Here is a 15,948-nt window from a genome sequence, read left to right as displayed (position 1 = left end):
GTTGGATGATGGGTGCGGCGGTGGTGCTGCTGGTAGATCGGGTGTTTATGGTGCTGTCGATTTTGTAGGCGTTGACGATGCCGATGGGGTTAGCGAGGGGATCGGAGCCGTTGTAGGCGTTATATCCGAAGAGAACGAAGTAGACGGGTGTGCAGTTCGCGTCGTAGAGCGTCTTAAAGCCTGAGCTCCCGGGTGCGTAGAGGCCGTAGCTGAGTGTCTGCTGAATATCGAAGTTGGTGTCCGCGTCAAAGTGGCCGCGAGCGATGATGTGATTCAGTCCGAACCGGGAATTTCCGCAACGTAGCGGCAAGTCCCCCTGGTCGTTGCTGTAGCTGCCGAGCGAGTGGTCGTACGTCTGTCCGTCGCAGGAATGAGTGTTCAGTCCTGGTACGTCAGCCTGAGCGGCAGGTGCGACAACCGTACCCAGGACGAGCGCAACGAACACCGTGGCGATTTTGCCAGCGGACCGATTTCGTGAGGTGTGCACGACTATTACGACCTTCATCCAAGTCCCCGCGCTCACCCCTTGTGAGCGGTCGTCGTGCACGTCTAGGTCTACTCCGCATAGCTCGGCAATACAACCCTGGGTGTTGCCGACACCCGGGCTTGGCAGCGGGACACGCATGCCCTTCGAAGATCATCAGTGGGACAGTGTTCGTGGCAGCGAGCTGCAAGTTGGCGTCTGCGGGAGGGCCGTTCCCCGCACCAGCCCGGCGCGCGGGATGCGCCGCGCGCGGGCGCGGGCGGCAGCGTTCCGCAGGACAGCCGCTCGCGGCCATCACTGCTACTGCAGCGACCAGCGCCAGTTCCGAGCGCAGTAGGAACATCCCGCGCTGATGTCCTCCGGCCCGAACGTCGGAGTAATGATCGACGGCGCGAGCTTCACCGCCACAGGCTTCGCGGGACGATACCGCTGCCCGCAGACGTCTAGGCGCCCGGCCAACCATCCCCTTACGGGACGCCAGATCGCGCTCGTCCGCCTTGCTCGCCGGAGCTTCGATGCGAAGGCGACTGCGGCCGTCAGCGCGCCCGCGGCAACACCCCAAGCGCGGCCGCCGGTGATGAGGCGCACCAAGTACAGCGCGGCGCCGAACGGTGACCCCTCCGCACCCGTCCGCCGACCGTTCCGCGGAGGATGGGTGACCGCATGCTCCGCACCCGCCGGTCAAGGCCGAGCGGCAGGCGCAGCCTCTCCAAGACTGCTCCACACCACCGGGACATCCCGCATGACCAGTACGTGGTCGAACGAAGCGGAGCCGGTGGGGAGCGCGTCGAAGAAGCTCGATTGGACACGCGTCGTACGAGCCGCTTCCACGCGCCAGGCGTGGGTGTCCAGCCGAAGCGGCTCGAGCCGCCCCGCTCGCGTCGGCGACCAGCCGACAGCGTCCTTCCGGAAGAAATCGGACGCCGCGGACAGGTCGGCGAACAGTGAACTCGTGAACGTCTCGGGCGGGACAACGTGGGCGTCGACAGCGACACGAAGATCGGCGGCGTCGACGGTCACACTCAGGTCGTCGTCCGATTCGACGGATCTCACCCGAGCGCGTTCATGGACGCCCGGGAACACCCGCCCACCCGCGACTTGGGCGAGACGCGAAGCGCTGTGCCGGCGCGGGATGAACACTCCGGTCCGGATCCCGTCGGGCCCGTCCCACTCGACTGCCACTCGATGGGCCGCACTCTCACTCCGGTGGCCGATCCTCGGTGCGACCCACATCGGCCGGAAACTTCCCAGCCGGATCAGGCAGACGCCCGCCACCGCGCTCCCGTCGACGATCTGCGGACGGAGCCCCTCGGGCAGCAGAGACTCAATCACGACGGGGTCCACCCGGAAGTTGACGAGAAGACGCCGCTCGATCGTCGCGGCCATGCGAGGAATGGTGATGCCCACCCCCGAATCTTAGGACCGCCCTCGTCCACCTGCTGAAGCACCCCTGTGGAATTGGGCGGTCCTCCTCCGCCTCTCGCTCGCCACGGGGACGAGAACGATGCGGCCGAAGACCGAGTCGTAGGGTTCCGGTCATGGAGCAGTCTTCATCCCCCGACCGCGACCCGGACCCGTTTCGGGCTCAGCTGGACGCGCGATGGAACGCGTATCTCGCCACTCACACGCAGGCCGCCGACCACGGAGAGTGGATGAACGAGGCGATGGGTGACTACCGAGACGAGATCGTGCACTTCGGTGGGCAGCTTCTCAACGACGTCGCGATCAGGGAGTGGAACCACGAGTCCGCGCAGCGCGCACATGACAAGTACGTCACTGAGGCGGAGCGTTACGACCGTGATCCTGCGGCGTGGGAAGCGGCGTTTTGGCTCCATGTTCGGGCCGGGTCCGACGACGACTGACGCCGGACGCCCTCTCTCGAGCTGAACGGCTTGCCCGCGACCGCTGACCCATCCCCATACGGAACGGTGAACGACCGCCCCCTGGTGGTTACCGCTTCGTCGACCACGCCTTCTCTATGGCGGCGAGCACGTCCGCTAGCTCGACGTCATCTCGCCGCACGTCCCGAACGAATGCTTCTGCAGCTGCGGTGACGTCGATGGCGATGATTCGCCCGGGTCTGACTGTGGTGCCCTGGGAGCGTCGTGTTTCGACGTGGCCCGCTTCTTCCAGTTCCCGATAGGCGCGCGCTGCCGTACCGACCGCCACTCTGAGGTCACCCGCAATCTGTCGAACGGTCGGGAGGCGCTGGCCTGCCTGCAACCGGCCAGACGTGATTTCTGCCGCCAACGCTGCGCGGATCTGCTCGTAGGGCGGTCGAGGATCGTCAGCGTCGACCTCGATGCTCATCACGCCATCACCGTCGACACGTCAGCGGCACCCCGAGGAAGGCGCGCCAGAGACGTGGCGGCCAGTACCGCCATCACCATGCCGACGAGGAACACGACGCCGGCCACACCCAAGAGCACCAGTCCAACGATCCCCGCGAGCTGTGCCGAATCGGGCGTCATGCCCGTCTCGAGAACAGGTGCGTTCATCAGCGGAAGCGCCGCCGAGCCCAGGAAGACCGTGCTCGTGAGTAGGAGTGAGGCGTTGGCAACACGAAGAACGAGCCGCACCGCGCCGCGCCGCAACGCGGTATCTGTTTCGCTGAGCTCGGGCCAAGCGGTAGCGGGAGAGGTGACGACGCGGCGCAGAGCGTGCCGAACGGCAACGACGAGCAGACCGATCAGGGGAAGAGCCGGCGCTGCGAAGAGCCATCCCGGGAACAGGAACGGCCCTCCAGCGAGGCAGGGGTCCGAGAACATCACCGGACAGATCCAGCGACCATCGTCCGCCGGCTTCGACAGCAGACCACTCAGGAGTGCGATGAGCGCAGTCATCGAGGCGATCGTGGCGAAGGTCGCGCGTTGTCGAACCGTGGAGTAATCCGAAAGTCGTCTCGGCATCACGCTCGCCGTGCGTCGCCTCATCGCTCCATCGATGGAGGGCACGGGCATCACACTGAACACGCCGAGCCCTACAGCCGCTGCGAGCAGCAGCCCGAGCAGGAACGGGACCGACTCCAAGCGCGGATTCGCTATGTGAATCAGCACCGCGACCGCGAAAGCGACGAGCGCGGCGGCGACCGAGGTGACCATCCGCACGACGCCGACGCGATGAGCGCGCACTACGGCAGGCGGCTGTCGACGTTGAGTCAGCAGCGACACTCCTCCCGCGACGACGCTCGCCACGACGAGCACACCGATCACGACCAACGTGATCTCCGCGAAGCCCCAGTTACCCATGACCGTCCCCTTTGTGTTGAGTAGACGATACAAAGGGGCGAGGGTTTGTGTCAAGCGTCCGAAACAAGGGCAGATCACCGAAGGGGTCGACCAGAACAAGTATCCAATCCCAGAGAATCCTTCAACCAACCCGCCCGGTAGACGATCCCCATACGGGACCAGTGGCACGGCGTCGCGAGCACCTGCGCTGGTATGCTCCCCACCATTCGACCTACTCGAGGGGCAGCACGATGCAGACGCTTCGCAACACCGTGTTTACCGTGACGGTCGCAGGGATCGTCGCCGGCTTCCTTGCTGTGGGTGCGGTGGCTACCGGGATCACCAGCGAGAAGCCTGCCGCGGGAAACCCCGAGCCGGTTGCCTACTCCGAGCCGAGCTGGACCGACACCAGCACGCTCATCATCGGCGGTTACGAGACACCTTCTCCTGAAATGATCGCGACCACTCCCCCGCTCTCCGAAGAGTGACGACGGCACCTGCCGACGATCCGGCTCGCTGCGAGCCGGGGGCATTCTCGTGACGTGGGAGCAATGGACGTTCTCGCTCGGAGCGATCCCCGTGTCGCTCATCGTCCTCAGGAACGTGCTGTGGAGATTCGGCTGCACGAACTCCGGGAGCAAGATCCTTTTCGCCTTCGGCCTCGGAGCGTGCCTGCTGTGCATCGCCCTCGCTGTGATCTGGCAGGTCCACGCCGCGAACGCCGACTGGGCTCCACCCCGGGACGACCAGAACGAAGTTGGCGGCCTCATCCTCTGGACTCTCTACTGGAATGCGGTGGCTGGCTTCTTCACCGCACTCGGCATCCGAGTCACCGACATCCTGATCATCGAACGGACGCGGCGGATCTCCGCCACCGTCGCCCCTGACGCAGCGTGAGGAGCAGGACATCTGGTAAGCGATCCCCCAGCGAAACAGTCGGGGGGCGCCAATGCTGTCGACTCGAGAACGCGTCACTCGCGCGCCTAGGGCGCGTACTCCTGTGACCAGTAATCGGCCCGGACCTCTAGGAGGGGTCCGTCGATAGCGGAACTCACCGTGATGGTGCGCGGGTCCCAGAGTGTTCCTGCGATGCGCGCTTGCGGCGTCGTTCCGAGCTCGCTCGACAGCTGCTCGGGAGTCATCGCGTCGGGCGGGCGCACCGAGAGCAGCCGCCAGCACCCACCGGAGGCGCACTCGACAGTCTCACTGACGAGCTCGCTCCCGTCTGGAAGGTCGACGGCCGAAGCCGCCGGCACGTCCCCCTCGGTCCTGAATACGGCCAGACCGGCGTAGTGCACGAGAGCACAGAGGGCGGCTGCAGCCGCGATCGTCGTTCCCGCGATGACGAAAGGGCGTCCGCGCTTTCGGGGCTCATCCATAGGCCCGGACACTAGCAAGCTGCTGTAGCCCCTAGCTGGCCTCAGCGGAGGGAACCGCGAGCACTCCATCCGGTCGCCCCAACCGCACGGCCAAGGGAAGAGCGGGGACGTCGCTTACCCTGAGCTGGTGGGGACATTCTCGAAGGCGCGAAGCGCGGTCGTGATCGCAGCATGCCTGATCGTCGTCACGGGATGCACGCCGCAGCCTGAACCGCCGGCTCCGCCTCCGGTGTCCACAGACAGCAGCTCCGACGCCGCACTGACCGGTGACCTTGGCGTGGCAACGTTCACGGGGAGCGATGGGACGGCCGGCAGCATCCGTTTGAGTGCGGCTGATGGCCGGCTGGCTCTGGCATCAGACGAGCTAGAGATTCCCGCCGCGACCGCATCTTCCTCAGGTTCCGTTGCGGTCATGGCAGCGCTGGACCCGATCGATGAGGGCGCCACCTGTTTCGACATTGCTTTCCCAATGGGTCTCGCGGATGCGGAGCCAGGGAAGCCCTACAAGGCCTGGCGGAACCTCGCAGAGTTCCACGGCGACCCGACAGCGATCGATCAGCTCGTCATCACCACCAAACCGCAGAACGATTCCGACTGCTCGATGAGGATCATTGCTGTCGCTGACGTCCAATGGAGCGTGAAGCCTCAACGCAGTGATCTCGTCGCCCAGGACGCCGGCCCACGTGCAGCAGCGCGTGGCGAGGTGTCATCCACGGACGGAGTGCCGACGTCGTACACGGTCGCTCGCAACGACCTCGCAGAGGACGTCGCGGCACGATTCGACATGACGGCCGATGACCTGTTCTACCTCAACCCGTTCCGCTTCCCTTCCGACGAAATTCTGCGCGTCGGCGAAGAATTGAACCTCACCGTCGCGGCGCGATGACCTCCACGCGGGCCACTCGATACCGGGCCTGACGTTCCGGCTCTTGATCAATCTGGTGGAGCGCGGTGCATGATGTCCCGATGAACGTTGGAGAGCCCCCGCGACCGAGTGCAGCGACGCCCATCGTTCTCGCCTTGGTTTTCGGTGGGCTTGCAGCCGCCGTGGGAGCCGTAGCCTCCATCTACATGTGGGACCCGAGCGAGACGTGCAGGACCCGCGGCGGAGGCAGCCTGACGGGAGAGGGGTTCCTCTGGAACCCGCTGTGCTCGGATGGGTCAACCGTTCAGCCGATATGGATAACGTTGACGACTGCTGCGGCGTTGATCGTGGCTGTGACATGCGTCGTCATCGCGGCCATCCGCCAAGCTGAACGTGACGGACGCGAAACTGCGTCGCCCGACGTTCTGCACGACTACTCGCGCCAGACCCTGCCGGAAGACAACGGTCTCCGCAAGCTGGGCGACGAATGGTGACAGACGGTGACTCTCAGGGGTTCTATCGTCTCGCCGTAGCAATGCGGCGTGCATCGGTCTACGGATCCGCGTTCGGGTGACCGCTCAACGATCCCTCAACGGGACGGTTGCTGCGTCTGCATCCGTAGCCCTAGGCGAAGGTGTCGGAGGAACTTTCGGCGGCGAGGGAACGTTTTACGCGGTCGCGGACACTTCCTAGTGTGAGTGAGCAAAGCGATGAAGAGGTCTGGGCCCGAGCCGTGGGGGGCGACGGTGATGCCTACGGGATCCTCTTCGACCGTCACCGTGGACGTCTCTACCGCCACGCGCACGCCTTGGCGCCAGGTGGGACCGACGCGGATGACGCTGTGGCGGTCTCCTTCTTCGAGGCGTGGCGCCGGCGAGAGGCGATTCGCTTCGTGGACGGCTCGATGCTGCCCTGGCTGCTGCGTACCTGCACCTACGCGCTGAACAACCTCGCCCGGGCGTCCAAGCGGTACCAGGCGGCCCTGAGCCGACTACCCGCGCCCGAGCCACACGAGGACCCCGCTGATATGTCCGACGAGGGCGAAGCTACCTCCGCGCTGCGCGGCCTCTCCCTCCTCGACCGCCAGGTAGTGACGCTCTGCGTGCTCGAAGACCTCACTGACCAGGAGGCAGCCCACGTGCTGGGCGTCCGGGTCGGAACCGTCAAGTCGCGCCTCTCCCGCGCGAAGAGTCGATTGCGCGAGCAACTCGACACCACCACCGCTCTCTCTGCGAAAGGAATCACCCATGAAGTCTGAACCGGGTCTGTCGGACCGCGACCACGAGCTGCGACGGATGCTCGTCGCAACACCCACCGCCACGCCGGTGCGCGCTCCTCGCAGCCGGCGCACTCTCGCCGTCTCCGTCACCGCGTTCGTGGCAGCCGGGATCCTTTCCGGCGCCGTGTCGGCAGCAGCACTCGAGAGTGATGCACCGGATTCGACCGTGAACATCGCAGAGGTCACCCAGGCGCTCACCGAAGGAGACGCCACGTTCTACGGAACGCCCGTTGTCATCAACGGGCAGGGTCGGACCGAAGTGCAGCTCGGCCCGGCACCGGACCCCTCCGCAAAGATCGCGACCGCCTTCGTCTGCGTCGACCGCGGCCGCTTCGATCTGGAAGTCGACGGAGAAGCCAAGCCGGGAATCAACTGCGACGGCGACACCCGCAGCACCACGAACGGCGGCGCGTTCCTGCCGGTCTTCGGCGACGGAGAACACACGATCACGGTGGTCGCGGACGGACGGACTCGGTACACCTTCTGGGCCTCGTGGATCAAGCCGGCCGAGGATCCCGAGCCCTCCGCCGCCCTCACGGAGGCACTCGCAGACGGTGTCGTGACTGAGAGCGAGTACCGCGACGGATTCGCCCGTTATCGAGCCTGCATGGAAGACGCCGGGTTGAAACTCTTCCGCGTGGACGAGTCCGGACCGATCATCAGCTACTCGAACCTCACCGACAACATCGACTCAGGAGACGAGAAGCGCTGCTACGACGGAGAGTTCGGCCAGCTCGACGCCGAATGGCAGGTCGGCATCAACGGGTAGCGCACCACAACCAGCGGCAGTCCGGCGCCCGCTGCGCGTGATCACGCCGTGACCAAGAAGCGGCCGACGGCGCTCCGCCATCGGCCCGATGGTCGTCGGCGGGGCGTCCTATCGAATCCATCAACTCTCGTGTCCGATGACCGATCCTCTAACGGGACGGCCTGAGGAGTCGACCCGAGGTGGCGATGCGGAAGAGCAGGGTTTAGCGATGGCGCACCCCGCTCCCGTGACTATGCGCTTCACTGGCATACGCTGCGTGCTCGCGCAGCCGAGCAAGGCGGGTCCTGCGCGCTGGGCAGGAAAACCGGTCACTCTCTACACTCGGGGCAACGGCAGGGAGGGGGCCCGATGGCAACTGCGCCCGATCCTGCCTCGGCGATCGCGCACGCAGGCTTGGCGGGTATCGCAGTCGGCGCCGTCGCCTTCGCCGGATCGCTCCTCGCCGTGCCGTTGCTGTACGCCGGATACGCCGGTCTGGCCGCGTTCGTCCTCCTGCCGCTCATCGCCACTGCGCTCCTGCTGATCGTGTCTCGGTCCGTCACGGGTCGCCTGCATGCCGGCGCAAATCTCGTGCTCGGTGCGCTGCTGACTCTTGCGACACTCGCCGCCGTGGTCACACCGCTCGTGACCGATGCCCCGCCGCTCCCGGCTCCCCTCCTCGCCACCCTTCCGCTGCTGCTCGGCGCCGTGGCGGCATTCGGGTCGCTCGTCGTCCATCCGGGTCGCGCCCGAATCGTTGGAGCCGTGGCGACCGTAGCCCTCCTCGCGACAGTGGCATCGCCCGTGGTGCAGACGGTGCTCGGGCGGTCCGCTGCCGCGCGCGCTTCACAGGAGGCGGAGTACGAAGCGCGGCTCGATTCGTCCGTCGTGCCGTTCGAGTCCGATCGGCTCACGACGACGGCCGTCGTCATCGGGCAGTACGAGTCCTCCATCCGGGCGTCGGAGGATCTTCTCGCGCGACAGGACACCGACTACCTTTCCGACCCGGGCGACATCACGATCCTCACGAGCCGCTTCAACCCGGAGTTCTCGCTCGAGAGCCAGGTCTGCAGCCTGTACACGAATCCCGAGCTGGCGGGGACAGCGGGGAACACCTGCGACCGTCGGGACGACGGCGTCTGGGTGCTCGAGGTGGACGGCTCCCCGATGCTCGCCCGACTCATCGACAACGCCGTGGTCTCCGTGGCAGGCGCGGACCAGGAGCGACTGGAGGAGTTGCTCGCCGCGGTGGTGCCGATGGAGCAGGACGAATACGAGCGCCGGCTCCGCCTCGCCTTCGAACGGGATCTGCGCGCATAGACACCCGTCGTACCGTCGACCACCTCATGCAGCGCCTGCCCCGAGTGCAAATACCGTCGCGACCCGTTACCAACTAGGAGAACCCGTGTTTCTAGCGTTCCTCGCCGGCGCTCCCGCCGTGATCGGGATCCTCTGGCTCGTCAATCTCTCAGGCGACGGGTCCGAAGAAAAGGTGCGGCGAGACACCTGCATCGGCGCCCTCGTCGTCAGCCTGCTGTTCGTCGGCGGAGCCGTCATCTACTGGTTCATGCCCGTGGATATGAGCAACGATGCTCAGGGCTCGTTCGGCGCTTCCGCCTTCGCCGTCGCTGCGCTGCTCGTCAGCGGCATCCTCGGCCTCCTCTTCACCCTCATCCTCTGGCTCACGATGCCAGGAGGGGCAGAGGCGGAGCGCGACTGACGCCCGGTCGTTGCTCGAACGACGATCCGATCGGGGAGGCGTTTACACCACTGGTCCCGAAGCGACCCCTCGGCAGGGTGCTGAGAATCGCGCCCTGCGTAGGCTGAGCGACAGTTCGACGGACGGAGCAGCACAAACCATGACAGACACGAACGCGATCGGTCGACTCTCGGCCGTGGCCGCTGCGACCGGGCTCGTTCTGGCCCTGGCTGGGTGCACGGCACCCCTCGATGGAACCGCCGTCGCCAGCCCCTCGGCGACGTCCGCCGCTCCCAGCCTTCCTACGAGCACTCCCACGGACGGTTCTGACGCGACGGACTCTCCCGCCGCCCAGTCGCTTCTGGAGCAGCTGCCAATCCGCACGTCATTCGAGAGCGTGTCCGACGATGCGACCGGCGATCTGCTGATCGAGGAGCGAGAGGACGGGACGGTGTGGCTGTCCCTCAGCGGACTGAGCCTGACCGGAGCAGTGGAACCGCGGGTCCTTTTCACGAGCGCTCCGCTCGAGGACAACGACGGCGAGCTGAGGTTCCCTTCGGACGTCGGAAGCGAGGTCGGGTCACTGACAGCGGATGCCGACCAGGAACTGCAGATCACGGATCCCGAAACGATCGGCAGTATCGAGAGCATTCTGATCTTGGGCGTCGGTGATCCTGGCGTCCGAAACCTCGCAGCTGCCCGCGTCTCGCCCTCCAGTACGGGACAGTGACGCCGCAGCGCCGCGAACGGCAGGCATCGCCAGGCACCGGCACCGGCCTTCGAATGGAGAGCACACGCGTCGCGCTCCCCTACGAGGTGTCCCGCGATACAAGCAGTTCCCGCAAGAACGGGCAGCATCCACTCGACCCGACCCTTCGGCCGACGGAGCGCAACGGAGCGCCGGATGCCTGATCCCAGCGTGATCATCCTGGTGCCCTTAGCCATCATCTGGTTCTTCGTGACCTACTGGCCGATCATCTCCGTGGCGTTCGTCGTCCTCTTCGTCATCGTCGGATTCGTGGTCCTCATGCGCCGTGAGGCGCGACGCGGCGACAGCTAGGAACTGCACGACGCTCTCGAAGACGTCGCTACGGTCGAGGTGTGAACAGCGCAACGATCGGTCTGACCGGCGTCATCATCGGCGCCGTGACCTCCCTTGTGGCCTCAGTGGTGGTGCCGTGGATCCGCGACGAGCTGGACAGGCGTCGATCGACGCGCGAGCGGACCGCAGCGGAGCGCCGACAGTGGCTCATGGCTGCCCTTTCCGCGCTTGTCGAATACCGACAGGCAAGCGGGTCACGGGCAGCAGCCGCCGCGGATCCCGGCGCTCCCGGTGCCGCGCAGGCGAGGTTCTCGAACGCTCTCAACGAGCTCACCGTGCGACTGACTCCAGACGAACAACCGATCCTTGATGTGCTCATGGCGATCTTCGCGATGGTGCAGCAGCCTCGACGCGGGATAGAGAACATGGTGGGCGAGGCCATGTCCGTTCTCACGCTGTGGGCTCGAGGCGACGTCGAGACGTCGGCCGTGATTCGCGAAGTGGAGCAGCGCGCCGGCGTCACCTTCTCGGAGGACCGCCGCGGCGTCACCCCCACGGCGTCGCCCTCCTCTTCGTAGGCTGAGCGCATGTGCGGTCGGTTCGTCGTCAAGGACTCCACGGCGGCCCTGCTGCCGGATCTCGTCTCGGCCAACTTCGGGGGTCTGCGCCCGAACTACAACGTGGCGCCGACGTCGCCGGTGACCGTCGTGCGTGAGCGCGACGGAGAGCGGTCGGCACCGACCGTGCATTGGGGGTTCGTGCCGGTGTGGGCGAAGGACTTCAAGAAGCAGCGGCCGCAGCCGATCAACGCGCGGATCGAGACGGTCGCGAGCTCGCCCATGTTCCGGAAGGCGTTCGCGACGTCGCGGGTGCTGATCCCGGCGGCCGGCTACTACGAGTGGACGGTCACCGAGACGGGGAAGCAGCCGCACTTCATCTACGAGCCCGACGCGGCCCTCGCGATGGCGGGCATTGTCTCGGCCTGGCCGGACCCGTCGAATGCGGAGGACGATCCGGAGAAGTGGCGGCTGTCGACGGCGATCATCACCCGCGACTCGCATGTGGCGCCGGGTGAGGTTCACGACCGGATGCCGGCGTGCATCACGCCGGACGGTTACGACGACTGGCTCGGCGGGCACCTCGACGTCGACGCGCCGATGCAGCTCCTTGACCGGGAGTCGTTCGCGGTCGCGCACGACCTCGAGCACTACGAGGTGTCCCGCGACGTGAACAGCGTCCGCAACAACGGACCGCACCTACTCGACCCGCTCCCTCAGCAAGTCAGCGACCTGTCGAATGCGAGCCGTCCGTCATGACCGGCTGGCTCATCGCACTCAACGTGTACGCCGTAGGGGCGAGCGTCTGGGGGCTGATACGACTCGCCGTAGGCGCGCAGAAGGAGGCGCGCCGGATCGATCTGGAGGCCAACGATCCGGTTGACCCCGCTGCAGTGTCTGAGTTTTTTCCCATCGAGCTGATTCAGGAGCTGCGCGGCGCTGACGCCCTCCTCGACTCCGTGAAGAGAGCGGCGACGTCGGGCCCTGCGATCGCATGGCGGGACGTGCTCATTCTCGGTTCTGCTGTCGTGGCCGGAGGAGCCGCGAACATCATTCCTCTGGTATGGACAGTCGACCCGCTGTTCGGATAGTCGATCCAAGCCGCGCGGCAACTGTCTGTGGGCAGTACGCCCGCAAGAGGTACCTCATACGGGACGATGGCGGACAGAGCTCTCCTGCACCCAGCAGGTCTGTGCTTTTTCGGGCTAGCGGCTGGGCCGGCGACTACTTCGCCGGGCCGTGAAGGATGGAGGTCAGCCGGTCTGCGGGCGCATCGCTCGGGCCGAGGAGCGTGATGTAGATCAGGACCGCGCAGAGCACGGTCACGACCAGGATCACGAAGACTCCGGCACGGATGAGCGCCGCGGCGGCGGGCTTGTCCTTCTTCAGCCACCCGAGCAGCAGGTTCAGGTCAATCACAAGGACCTCCACTGGGTGCGAGCGCGCGGGCGCGCTCTGTTGTGGTCGCGCTGGGGGCGCGACGATCCCTGCACCGCCAAGAGGGGTGCAAGGAAGGAGGGGGCCAGGAGAGCGGGGTCTGCTCAATCCGGGCATGAAAAAAGCCGGCACGAGGGCCGGCGGGCAGAGAACTGGAAGGCGGGTTCAGTTTACGCGACAGGCGCGGGCAGAGTTCTTCCGATTCGGACTCAGCTTAGGCGTTCGATCGCAACTGGCCTAGGAAGCGCGAAAGCCGGCACGAGGGCCGGCAGGCATGGCTGTTCCATCCGGGGTCAGTCTACCTTTTCGACCCCGCTAGCGGAGCAGCTGGACGGGGACACCGGCGGCGACGTCCTCCCCCTCGATGGTGGCGAAACCCGTGACGGAGCGGATCGTGTCGACGCCGAGTGAGGAGTCCGGGAACCGGGCGACGAGGGAGGCGCCGCGGTCGGTGACGTGGGTGGCGTCGTAGTTGGTTTGGGTGGCGTTCTCGAACTCGAAGACGAACGCCTTCGTCTCCTCGTCGGAGAGGCGGACGCCGAAGTGCTTCGCCGTGGCGCCGTCGGCGCCGGTGAGCTCGATGCCGTAGGTGAACCATCCCACCGACTGTGGCAGCTCGAGCGGATCGCCCAGGGTGAAGGTCGCGGTGATCCCGGAGGGCTCGGCGGCTACGTGAACGGCCAGCAGCTCGCGGGGCGTCGGGGTGCTCATGCGCTCACCCTAGAACCGCCTCGGCCCCGTGGACACGTCCAGGGTCCGGTGGGAGGGTGGGCGCATGTCGAAGCCTCGGACCAAGCTCGCGCGTGCTGCGCTGATCAGCAACGGCATGGTGTGGTTCGGGCTGTCGTTCATGCTCTTCGCGATCGCCGGTGAGCAGACTTACGCGGCGTTCACCGGTGAGTGGTTCAACGTGCTCGGCTGGTTCCTGCTCGTCGCGGTGGCGATCGGTCTGGCCATCGTCGGAGTGATCGAGAATCGGAACATCCGGGCGGGGAAGAAGTACAAGCCGCGCCCTCGCCGCTGATCGCTACTCGGTCGCAGCCTCGCCGGACACTACGGTGCGGGCGCGCTCGATGTAGCTGAGGCCGGCGGCGCGTAGCGCGTCGACCGTCATCTTGCGCTCCTCCCTGGGGGCTCCGATGACGGGCAGGGGCGTGGTGCGCAGGGCGACGTTGCGCAGGTCGTGCGCGAGGTCTTCGTCGTAGATTCCGGTGTCGCGGTCAGCGAAGTCCACGATCTTGATGCCGGTCGTGAGTCCTCGGGTGGTGAGGGTGTCGCGGACGACGGTGAGGTAGGCGTCTTGGTACGCGGCGACGTCGCGGTCCCAAACCTCGGTGATGGCGCGGGAGAGCCGTTCCGTCGCGCGGTACAGGTCGTACCGGGGGTCGCCTGCGTCCTTGGCGCGGTTGAGGACCGCGTGGTGGATCTCTCCGAGCTGCTCGTACTGCTCGGTGCTCAGGGAGCCGGCGGTGGACATTTCGGCGGCGAACGCTGCGATCCGGGCTGTCTCTTCGGCGGTGGTGTGTTCTTGCGTCATCGCCGCCGTGTCGACGTCGGTGCTGGCGAAGAGGTCGATCTGGTCTTGATCGGCGAGGGCGAGGAGCCCGAAGTCCTCCAGGTCGGATTCTGCTGAGACGACGACGCTGACGGGAGTGGTGCGCCATTTGAGGGTCCGGTGGCCGCGAGCGTCTTCCTGGGCGAAGTGCTGCTCGAGCATCGCGGGGAAGCAGCCGCAGTCCTCGTGCTCGTCGTGGTGGTGGCCGATGCAGCGGTCGTCGGCGCAGCCGCATTCGTCGCCGGCCCACTCCGCGGCGGAGGGCGAGCCGTGCTCGCGCGCCCATTCGTCAGGGTCGATTTCCTGGGCGCGGAGGGTGCTGATCACGTCGGGGTAGAGCTTCATCGTGGGTGTCCTGTCTGATGAGGCGCGACGACCGGCGGTCGCGACGGGTGCGAGCGCGTCCATCGTCGCATCCGGCCATGACACTGGCTGTGCTGCTGTGGTTCGAGGCCCTGGGGTCGAGGGGATTCTCCCTCCCCTGTGGGCCGGCCCGGTCGGGGCCGGGGCGTTACGCGTCAGATCTGGCCGGAGCGGTGTGAGAGCGGATGGCATAGACGAGGCCGCCGATGATCAGCCCCAACGACACGATCAGCAGCGCTGTGAGGAACCAGCTCGGGTTGATTACGGCGAGTACGTCACCGGAGCCCAATCGCTCATAAGTGCACCTGAGGCCGAGCGGCCACAATGAAGCGCCTGCCAGGGTCTCCGTTTCCACGCCGGGAAAGAGAACGCCATACCAGGCGTAACAGGTCTCGGTGCCGTTTCTGACCTGGCCGTAGAGCTCGAAGAACAAGACCAGGAGCCCAGCGAATCCGGCTCCGATCGACACTTTCGGTCCGGTCGTCACGAAGGGTGCCCCTCTGCCATCACTGCGGTTTTCGCGTCCGTAGCCTAGCCACCGGTGAGAGCACAGGCAGGACGCGGGCTCTCGACGGGGGGTCGAGGGGGTTCTCCCCCTCGTGCGGGCCGGCCCGCTTAGGGTCGGCCCGCGCACGCGCTCAGAGGGTGAGCGTGTGGAGGATCAGGGTCGTGGAGCCGATGGGCTTTCCGAAGTCGGTGTAGTCGAGGGTCGCGCGGCGGTTGCTGATGAGGTCAAGGGCGATCAGTTCCTCCTCGGACTCGTCGGTCATGTCGCCGGGCTCCTCGTCCCATTCGCGCAGCACCTGCCGGTCGGCGTCGAGGACTTTCCACAGTCCCCAGACGTGGGCGATGGGACCGGTCGTCTCGTATGTGAAGACGAGGGCGGTCGCGGTGGGCCAGCCGTAGGCGGCCGCGGCGACGATCAGCGCTCGCGCTGCGGCGGCGGTCGCGTCGGCGTCGCCGGTCGCGGCCGCGGCGTCGACGGCGACCTCGGCCGCTCGCAGCGTCGGGTCCTCCTGGTACGGGTCGAAGCGGTGGGCGGGGCGGGGTGCGGTGGTCGTGGTGGTCATGGTGGGGCCTTCCTGTGCAGCAGTGGGAGAAGAGGAGGGGGCGGGGACCGGCTCGAGCCGGTCCCCGCCGGGTTGGGCTAGCTGAGCCCTGCGGCGTCGGCGGGGGTGCTGTCGCCGGTGACGACCTGCTCGACCGGGGAGAGCGCGTATCCCCAGGCCGCGAGCTGGCGGAAGTGCTCGGCCGTGCGCTCGTCGCCGCGGCGCCAGGACTCCTTGCTCGTGTGTGCCTCCTGACCTCCGAGG

General features: G+C 66.5%; 25 protein-coding genes. 15 read left to right on the top strand and 10 right to left on the bottom strand.

The genetic code is table 11. The annotated features are described in order from the left end of the window. Positions 1-547 (bottom strand): hypothetical protein (locus C5C99_RS16735; RefSeq protein ID WP_146085476.1); only part of this gene is annotated, 547 nt, incomplete at its 3' end. Positions 548-1,165: 618 nt separating this feature from the next. Beyond that, positions 1,166-1,891 (bottom strand): DUF2071 domain-containing protein, encoded by a 726-nt coding sequence (locus C5C99_RS06220; RefSeq protein ID WP_219812209.1) that lies wholly within the window; start codon positions 1,889-1,891, stop codon positions 1,166-1,168. Between the two features lie 131 nt (positions 1,892-2,022). On the opposite strand from C5C99_RS06220, the gene C5C99_RS06215 reads away from it, so the two are divergent. Beyond that, complete coding sequence (locus C5C99_RS06215; protein ID WP_104263146.1) at positions 2,023-2,346, top strand: hypothetical protein; 324 nt, start codon at positions 2,023-2,025, stop codon at positions 2,344-2,346. 88 nt (positions 2,347-2,434) lie between these two features. On the opposite strand, the gene C5C99_RS06210 is transcribed toward C5C99_RS06215, so the two are convergent. Both C5C99_RS06210 and C5C99_RS06205 read right to left on the bottom strand, forming a co-directional pair. Beyond that, complete coding sequence (locus tag C5C99_RS06210) at positions 2,435-2,794, bottom strand: GntR family transcriptional regulator (protein WP_104263145.1); 360 nt, start codon at positions 2,792-2,794, stop codon at positions 2,435-2,437. Then, a complete protein-coding gene (locus tag C5C99_RS06205; RefSeq protein ID WP_104263144.1) occupies positions 2,794-3,732 on the bottom strand; it encodes a hypothetical protein in 939 nt (312 codons plus the stop codon). The genes C5C99_RS06210 and C5C99_RS06205 overlap by 1 nt, the downstream gene beginning before the upstream one ends. A gap of 230 nt (positions 3,733-3,962) precedes the next feature. Here C5C99_RS06205 and C5C99_RS06200 point away from each other — a divergent pair, with 230 nt between their 5' ends. Together C5C99_RS06200 and C5C99_RS06195 are read left to right on the top strand one after the other, a co-directional pair. Further along, a complete protein-coding gene (locus tag C5C99_RS06200; protein ID WP_104234417.1) occupies positions 3,963-4,199 on the top strand; it encodes a hypothetical protein in 237 nt (78 codons plus the stop codon). A 91-nt stretch (positions 4,200-4,290) separates the two neighbouring features. Further along, positions 4,291-4,608 (top strand): hypothetical protein, encoded by a 318-nt coding sequence (locus tag C5C99_RS06195; protein WP_146078857.1) that lies wholly within the window; start codon positions 4,291-4,293, stop codon positions 4,606-4,608. Positions 4,609-4,694: 86 nt separating this feature from the next. Here C5C99_RS06195 and C5C99_RS06190 read toward each other — a convergent pair whose 3' ends face one another. Continuing rightward, entirely contained in the window at positions 4,695-5,090 is a 396-nt protein-coding gene (locus tag C5C99_RS06190; RefSeq protein WP_146079336.1) for a hypothetical protein, read from the bottom strand. A 127-nt stretch (positions 5,091-5,217) separates the two neighbouring features. Here C5C99_RS06190 and C5C99_RS06185 point away from each other — a divergent pair, with 127 nt between their 5' ends. The 11 genes from C5C99_RS06185 (at position 5,218) to C5C99_RS06135 (ending at position 12,371) form a co-directional block, all read left to right on the top strand. Beyond that, complete coding sequence (locus C5C99_RS06185) at positions 5,218-5,976, top strand: LysM domain-containing protein (protein WP_146085475.1); 759 nt, start codon at positions 5,218-5,220, stop codon at positions 5,974-5,976. Positions 5,977-6,278: 302 nt separating this feature from the next. Further along, positions 6,279-6,449: a hypothetical protein gene (locus C5C99_RS17080; RefSeq protein WP_181074560.1), complete on the top strand. Its 171-nt coding sequence runs from the start codon at positions 6,279-6,281 to the stop codon at positions 6,447-6,449. 200 nt (positions 6,450-6,649) lie between these two features. After that, entirely contained in the window at positions 6,650-7,213 is a 564-nt protein-coding gene (locus tag C5C99_RS06175; protein ID WP_258063341.1) for an RNA polymerase sigma factor, read from the top strand. A gap of 37 nt (positions 7,214-7,250) precedes the next feature. Then, entirely contained in the window at positions 7,251-8,003 is a 753-nt protein-coding gene (locus C5C99_RS06170; RefSeq protein WP_104317915.1) for a hypothetical protein, read from the top strand. Positions 8,004-8,396: 393 nt separating this feature from the next. Next, entirely contained in the window at positions 8,397-9,302 is a 906-nt protein-coding gene (locus tag C5C99_RS06160) for a hypothetical protein (RefSeq protein ID WP_181074559.1), read from the top strand. Positions 9,303-9,387: 85 nt separating this feature from the next. Then, a complete protein-coding gene (locus C5C99_RS06155) occupies positions 9,388-9,702 on the top strand; it encodes a hypothetical protein (RefSeq protein WP_104250073.1) in 315 nt (104 codons plus the stop codon). A 139-nt stretch (positions 9,703-9,841) separates the two neighbouring features. Next, positions 9,842-10,411: a hypothetical protein gene (locus C5C99_RS06150; protein ID WP_104273455.1), complete on the top strand. Its 570-nt coding sequence runs from the start codon at positions 9,842-9,844 to the stop codon at positions 10,409-10,411. Positions 10,412-10,585: 174 nt separating this feature from the next. Beyond that, a complete protein-coding gene (locus C5C99_RS17075; RefSeq protein ID WP_181069059.1) occupies positions 10,586-10,741 on the top strand; it encodes a hypothetical protein in 156 nt (51 codons plus the stop codon). 41 nt (positions 10,742-10,782) lie between these two features. Beyond that, complete coding sequence (locus C5C99_RS06145; RefSeq protein ID WP_104273456.1) at positions 10,783-11,301, top strand: hypothetical protein; 519 nt, start codon at positions 10,783-10,785, stop codon at positions 11,299-11,301. A 9-nt stretch (positions 11,302-11,310) separates the two neighbouring features. Further along, a complete protein-coding gene (locus tag C5C99_RS06140) occupies positions 11,311-12,039 on the top strand; it encodes an SOS response-associated peptidase (protein WP_104288843.1) in 729 nt (242 codons plus the stop codon). Then, positions 12,036-12,371 (top strand): hypothetical protein, encoded by a 336-nt coding sequence (locus C5C99_RS06135; protein WP_104273458.1) that lies wholly within the window; start codon positions 12,036-12,038, stop codon positions 12,369-12,371. The genes C5C99_RS06140 and C5C99_RS06135 overlap by 4 nt, the downstream gene beginning before the upstream one ends. A 133-nt stretch (positions 12,372-12,504) precedes the next feature. On the opposite strand, the gene C5C99_RS06130 is transcribed toward C5C99_RS06135, so the two are convergent. Both C5C99_RS06130 and C5C99_RS06125 read right to left on the bottom strand, forming a co-directional pair. Further along, complete coding sequence (locus tag C5C99_RS06130; protein WP_104273459.1) at positions 12,505-12,699, bottom strand: hypothetical protein; 195 nt, start codon at positions 12,697-12,699, stop codon at positions 12,505-12,507. A gap of 333 nt (positions 12,700-13,032) precedes the next feature. Next, positions 13,033-13,428, bottom strand: coding sequence for a hypothetical protein (locus tag C5C99_RS06125; RefSeq protein WP_104339787.1), 396 nt, complete (start codon positions 13,426-13,428; stop codon positions 13,033-13,035). Between the two features lie 64 nt (positions 13,429-13,492). Between C5C99_RS06125 and C5C99_RS06120 the strand changes: the two genes are divergently transcribed. After that, positions 13,493-13,741, top strand: a complete 249-nt coding sequence (locus C5C99_RS06120) for a hypothetical protein (protein WP_104273461.1) — start codon at positions 13,493-13,495, stop codon at positions 13,739-13,741. A gap of 3 nt (positions 13,742-13,744) precedes the next feature. Here C5C99_RS06120 and C5C99_RS06115 read toward each other — a convergent pair whose 3' ends face one another. The 3 genes from C5C99_RS06115 to C5C99_RS06105 form a co-directional block, all read right to left on the bottom strand. Continuing rightward, positions 13,745-14,617, bottom strand: a complete 873-nt coding sequence (locus tag C5C99_RS06115; protein WP_104273462.1) for a hypothetical protein — start codon at positions 14,615-14,617, stop codon at positions 13,745-13,747. Positions 14,618-14,783: 166 nt separating this feature from the next. Next, positions 14,784-15,122: a hypothetical protein gene (locus C5C99_RS06110; protein ID WP_146085473.1), complete on the bottom strand. Its 339-nt coding sequence runs from the start codon at positions 15,120-15,122 to the stop codon at positions 14,784-14,786. Positions 15,123-15,273: 151 nt separating this feature from the next. Next, the gene (locus C5C99_RS06105) at positions 15,274-15,705 is read right to left on the bottom strand and encodes a hypothetical protein (protein WP_104273954.1); all 432 of its coding nucleotides are present in this window, start codon (positions 15,703-15,705) and stop codon (positions 15,274-15,276) included. Positions 15,706-15,948: the final 243 nt, after the last annotated feature.

Origin of the sequence: Rathayibacter sp. AY1C4, from assembly GCF_002932195.1 — a bacterium.
GTDB lineage: Bacteria > Actinomycetota > Actinomycetes > Actinomycetales > Microbacteriaceae > Rathayibacter.
This window is presented reverse-complemented; position numbering and strand designations above follow the sequence as displayed.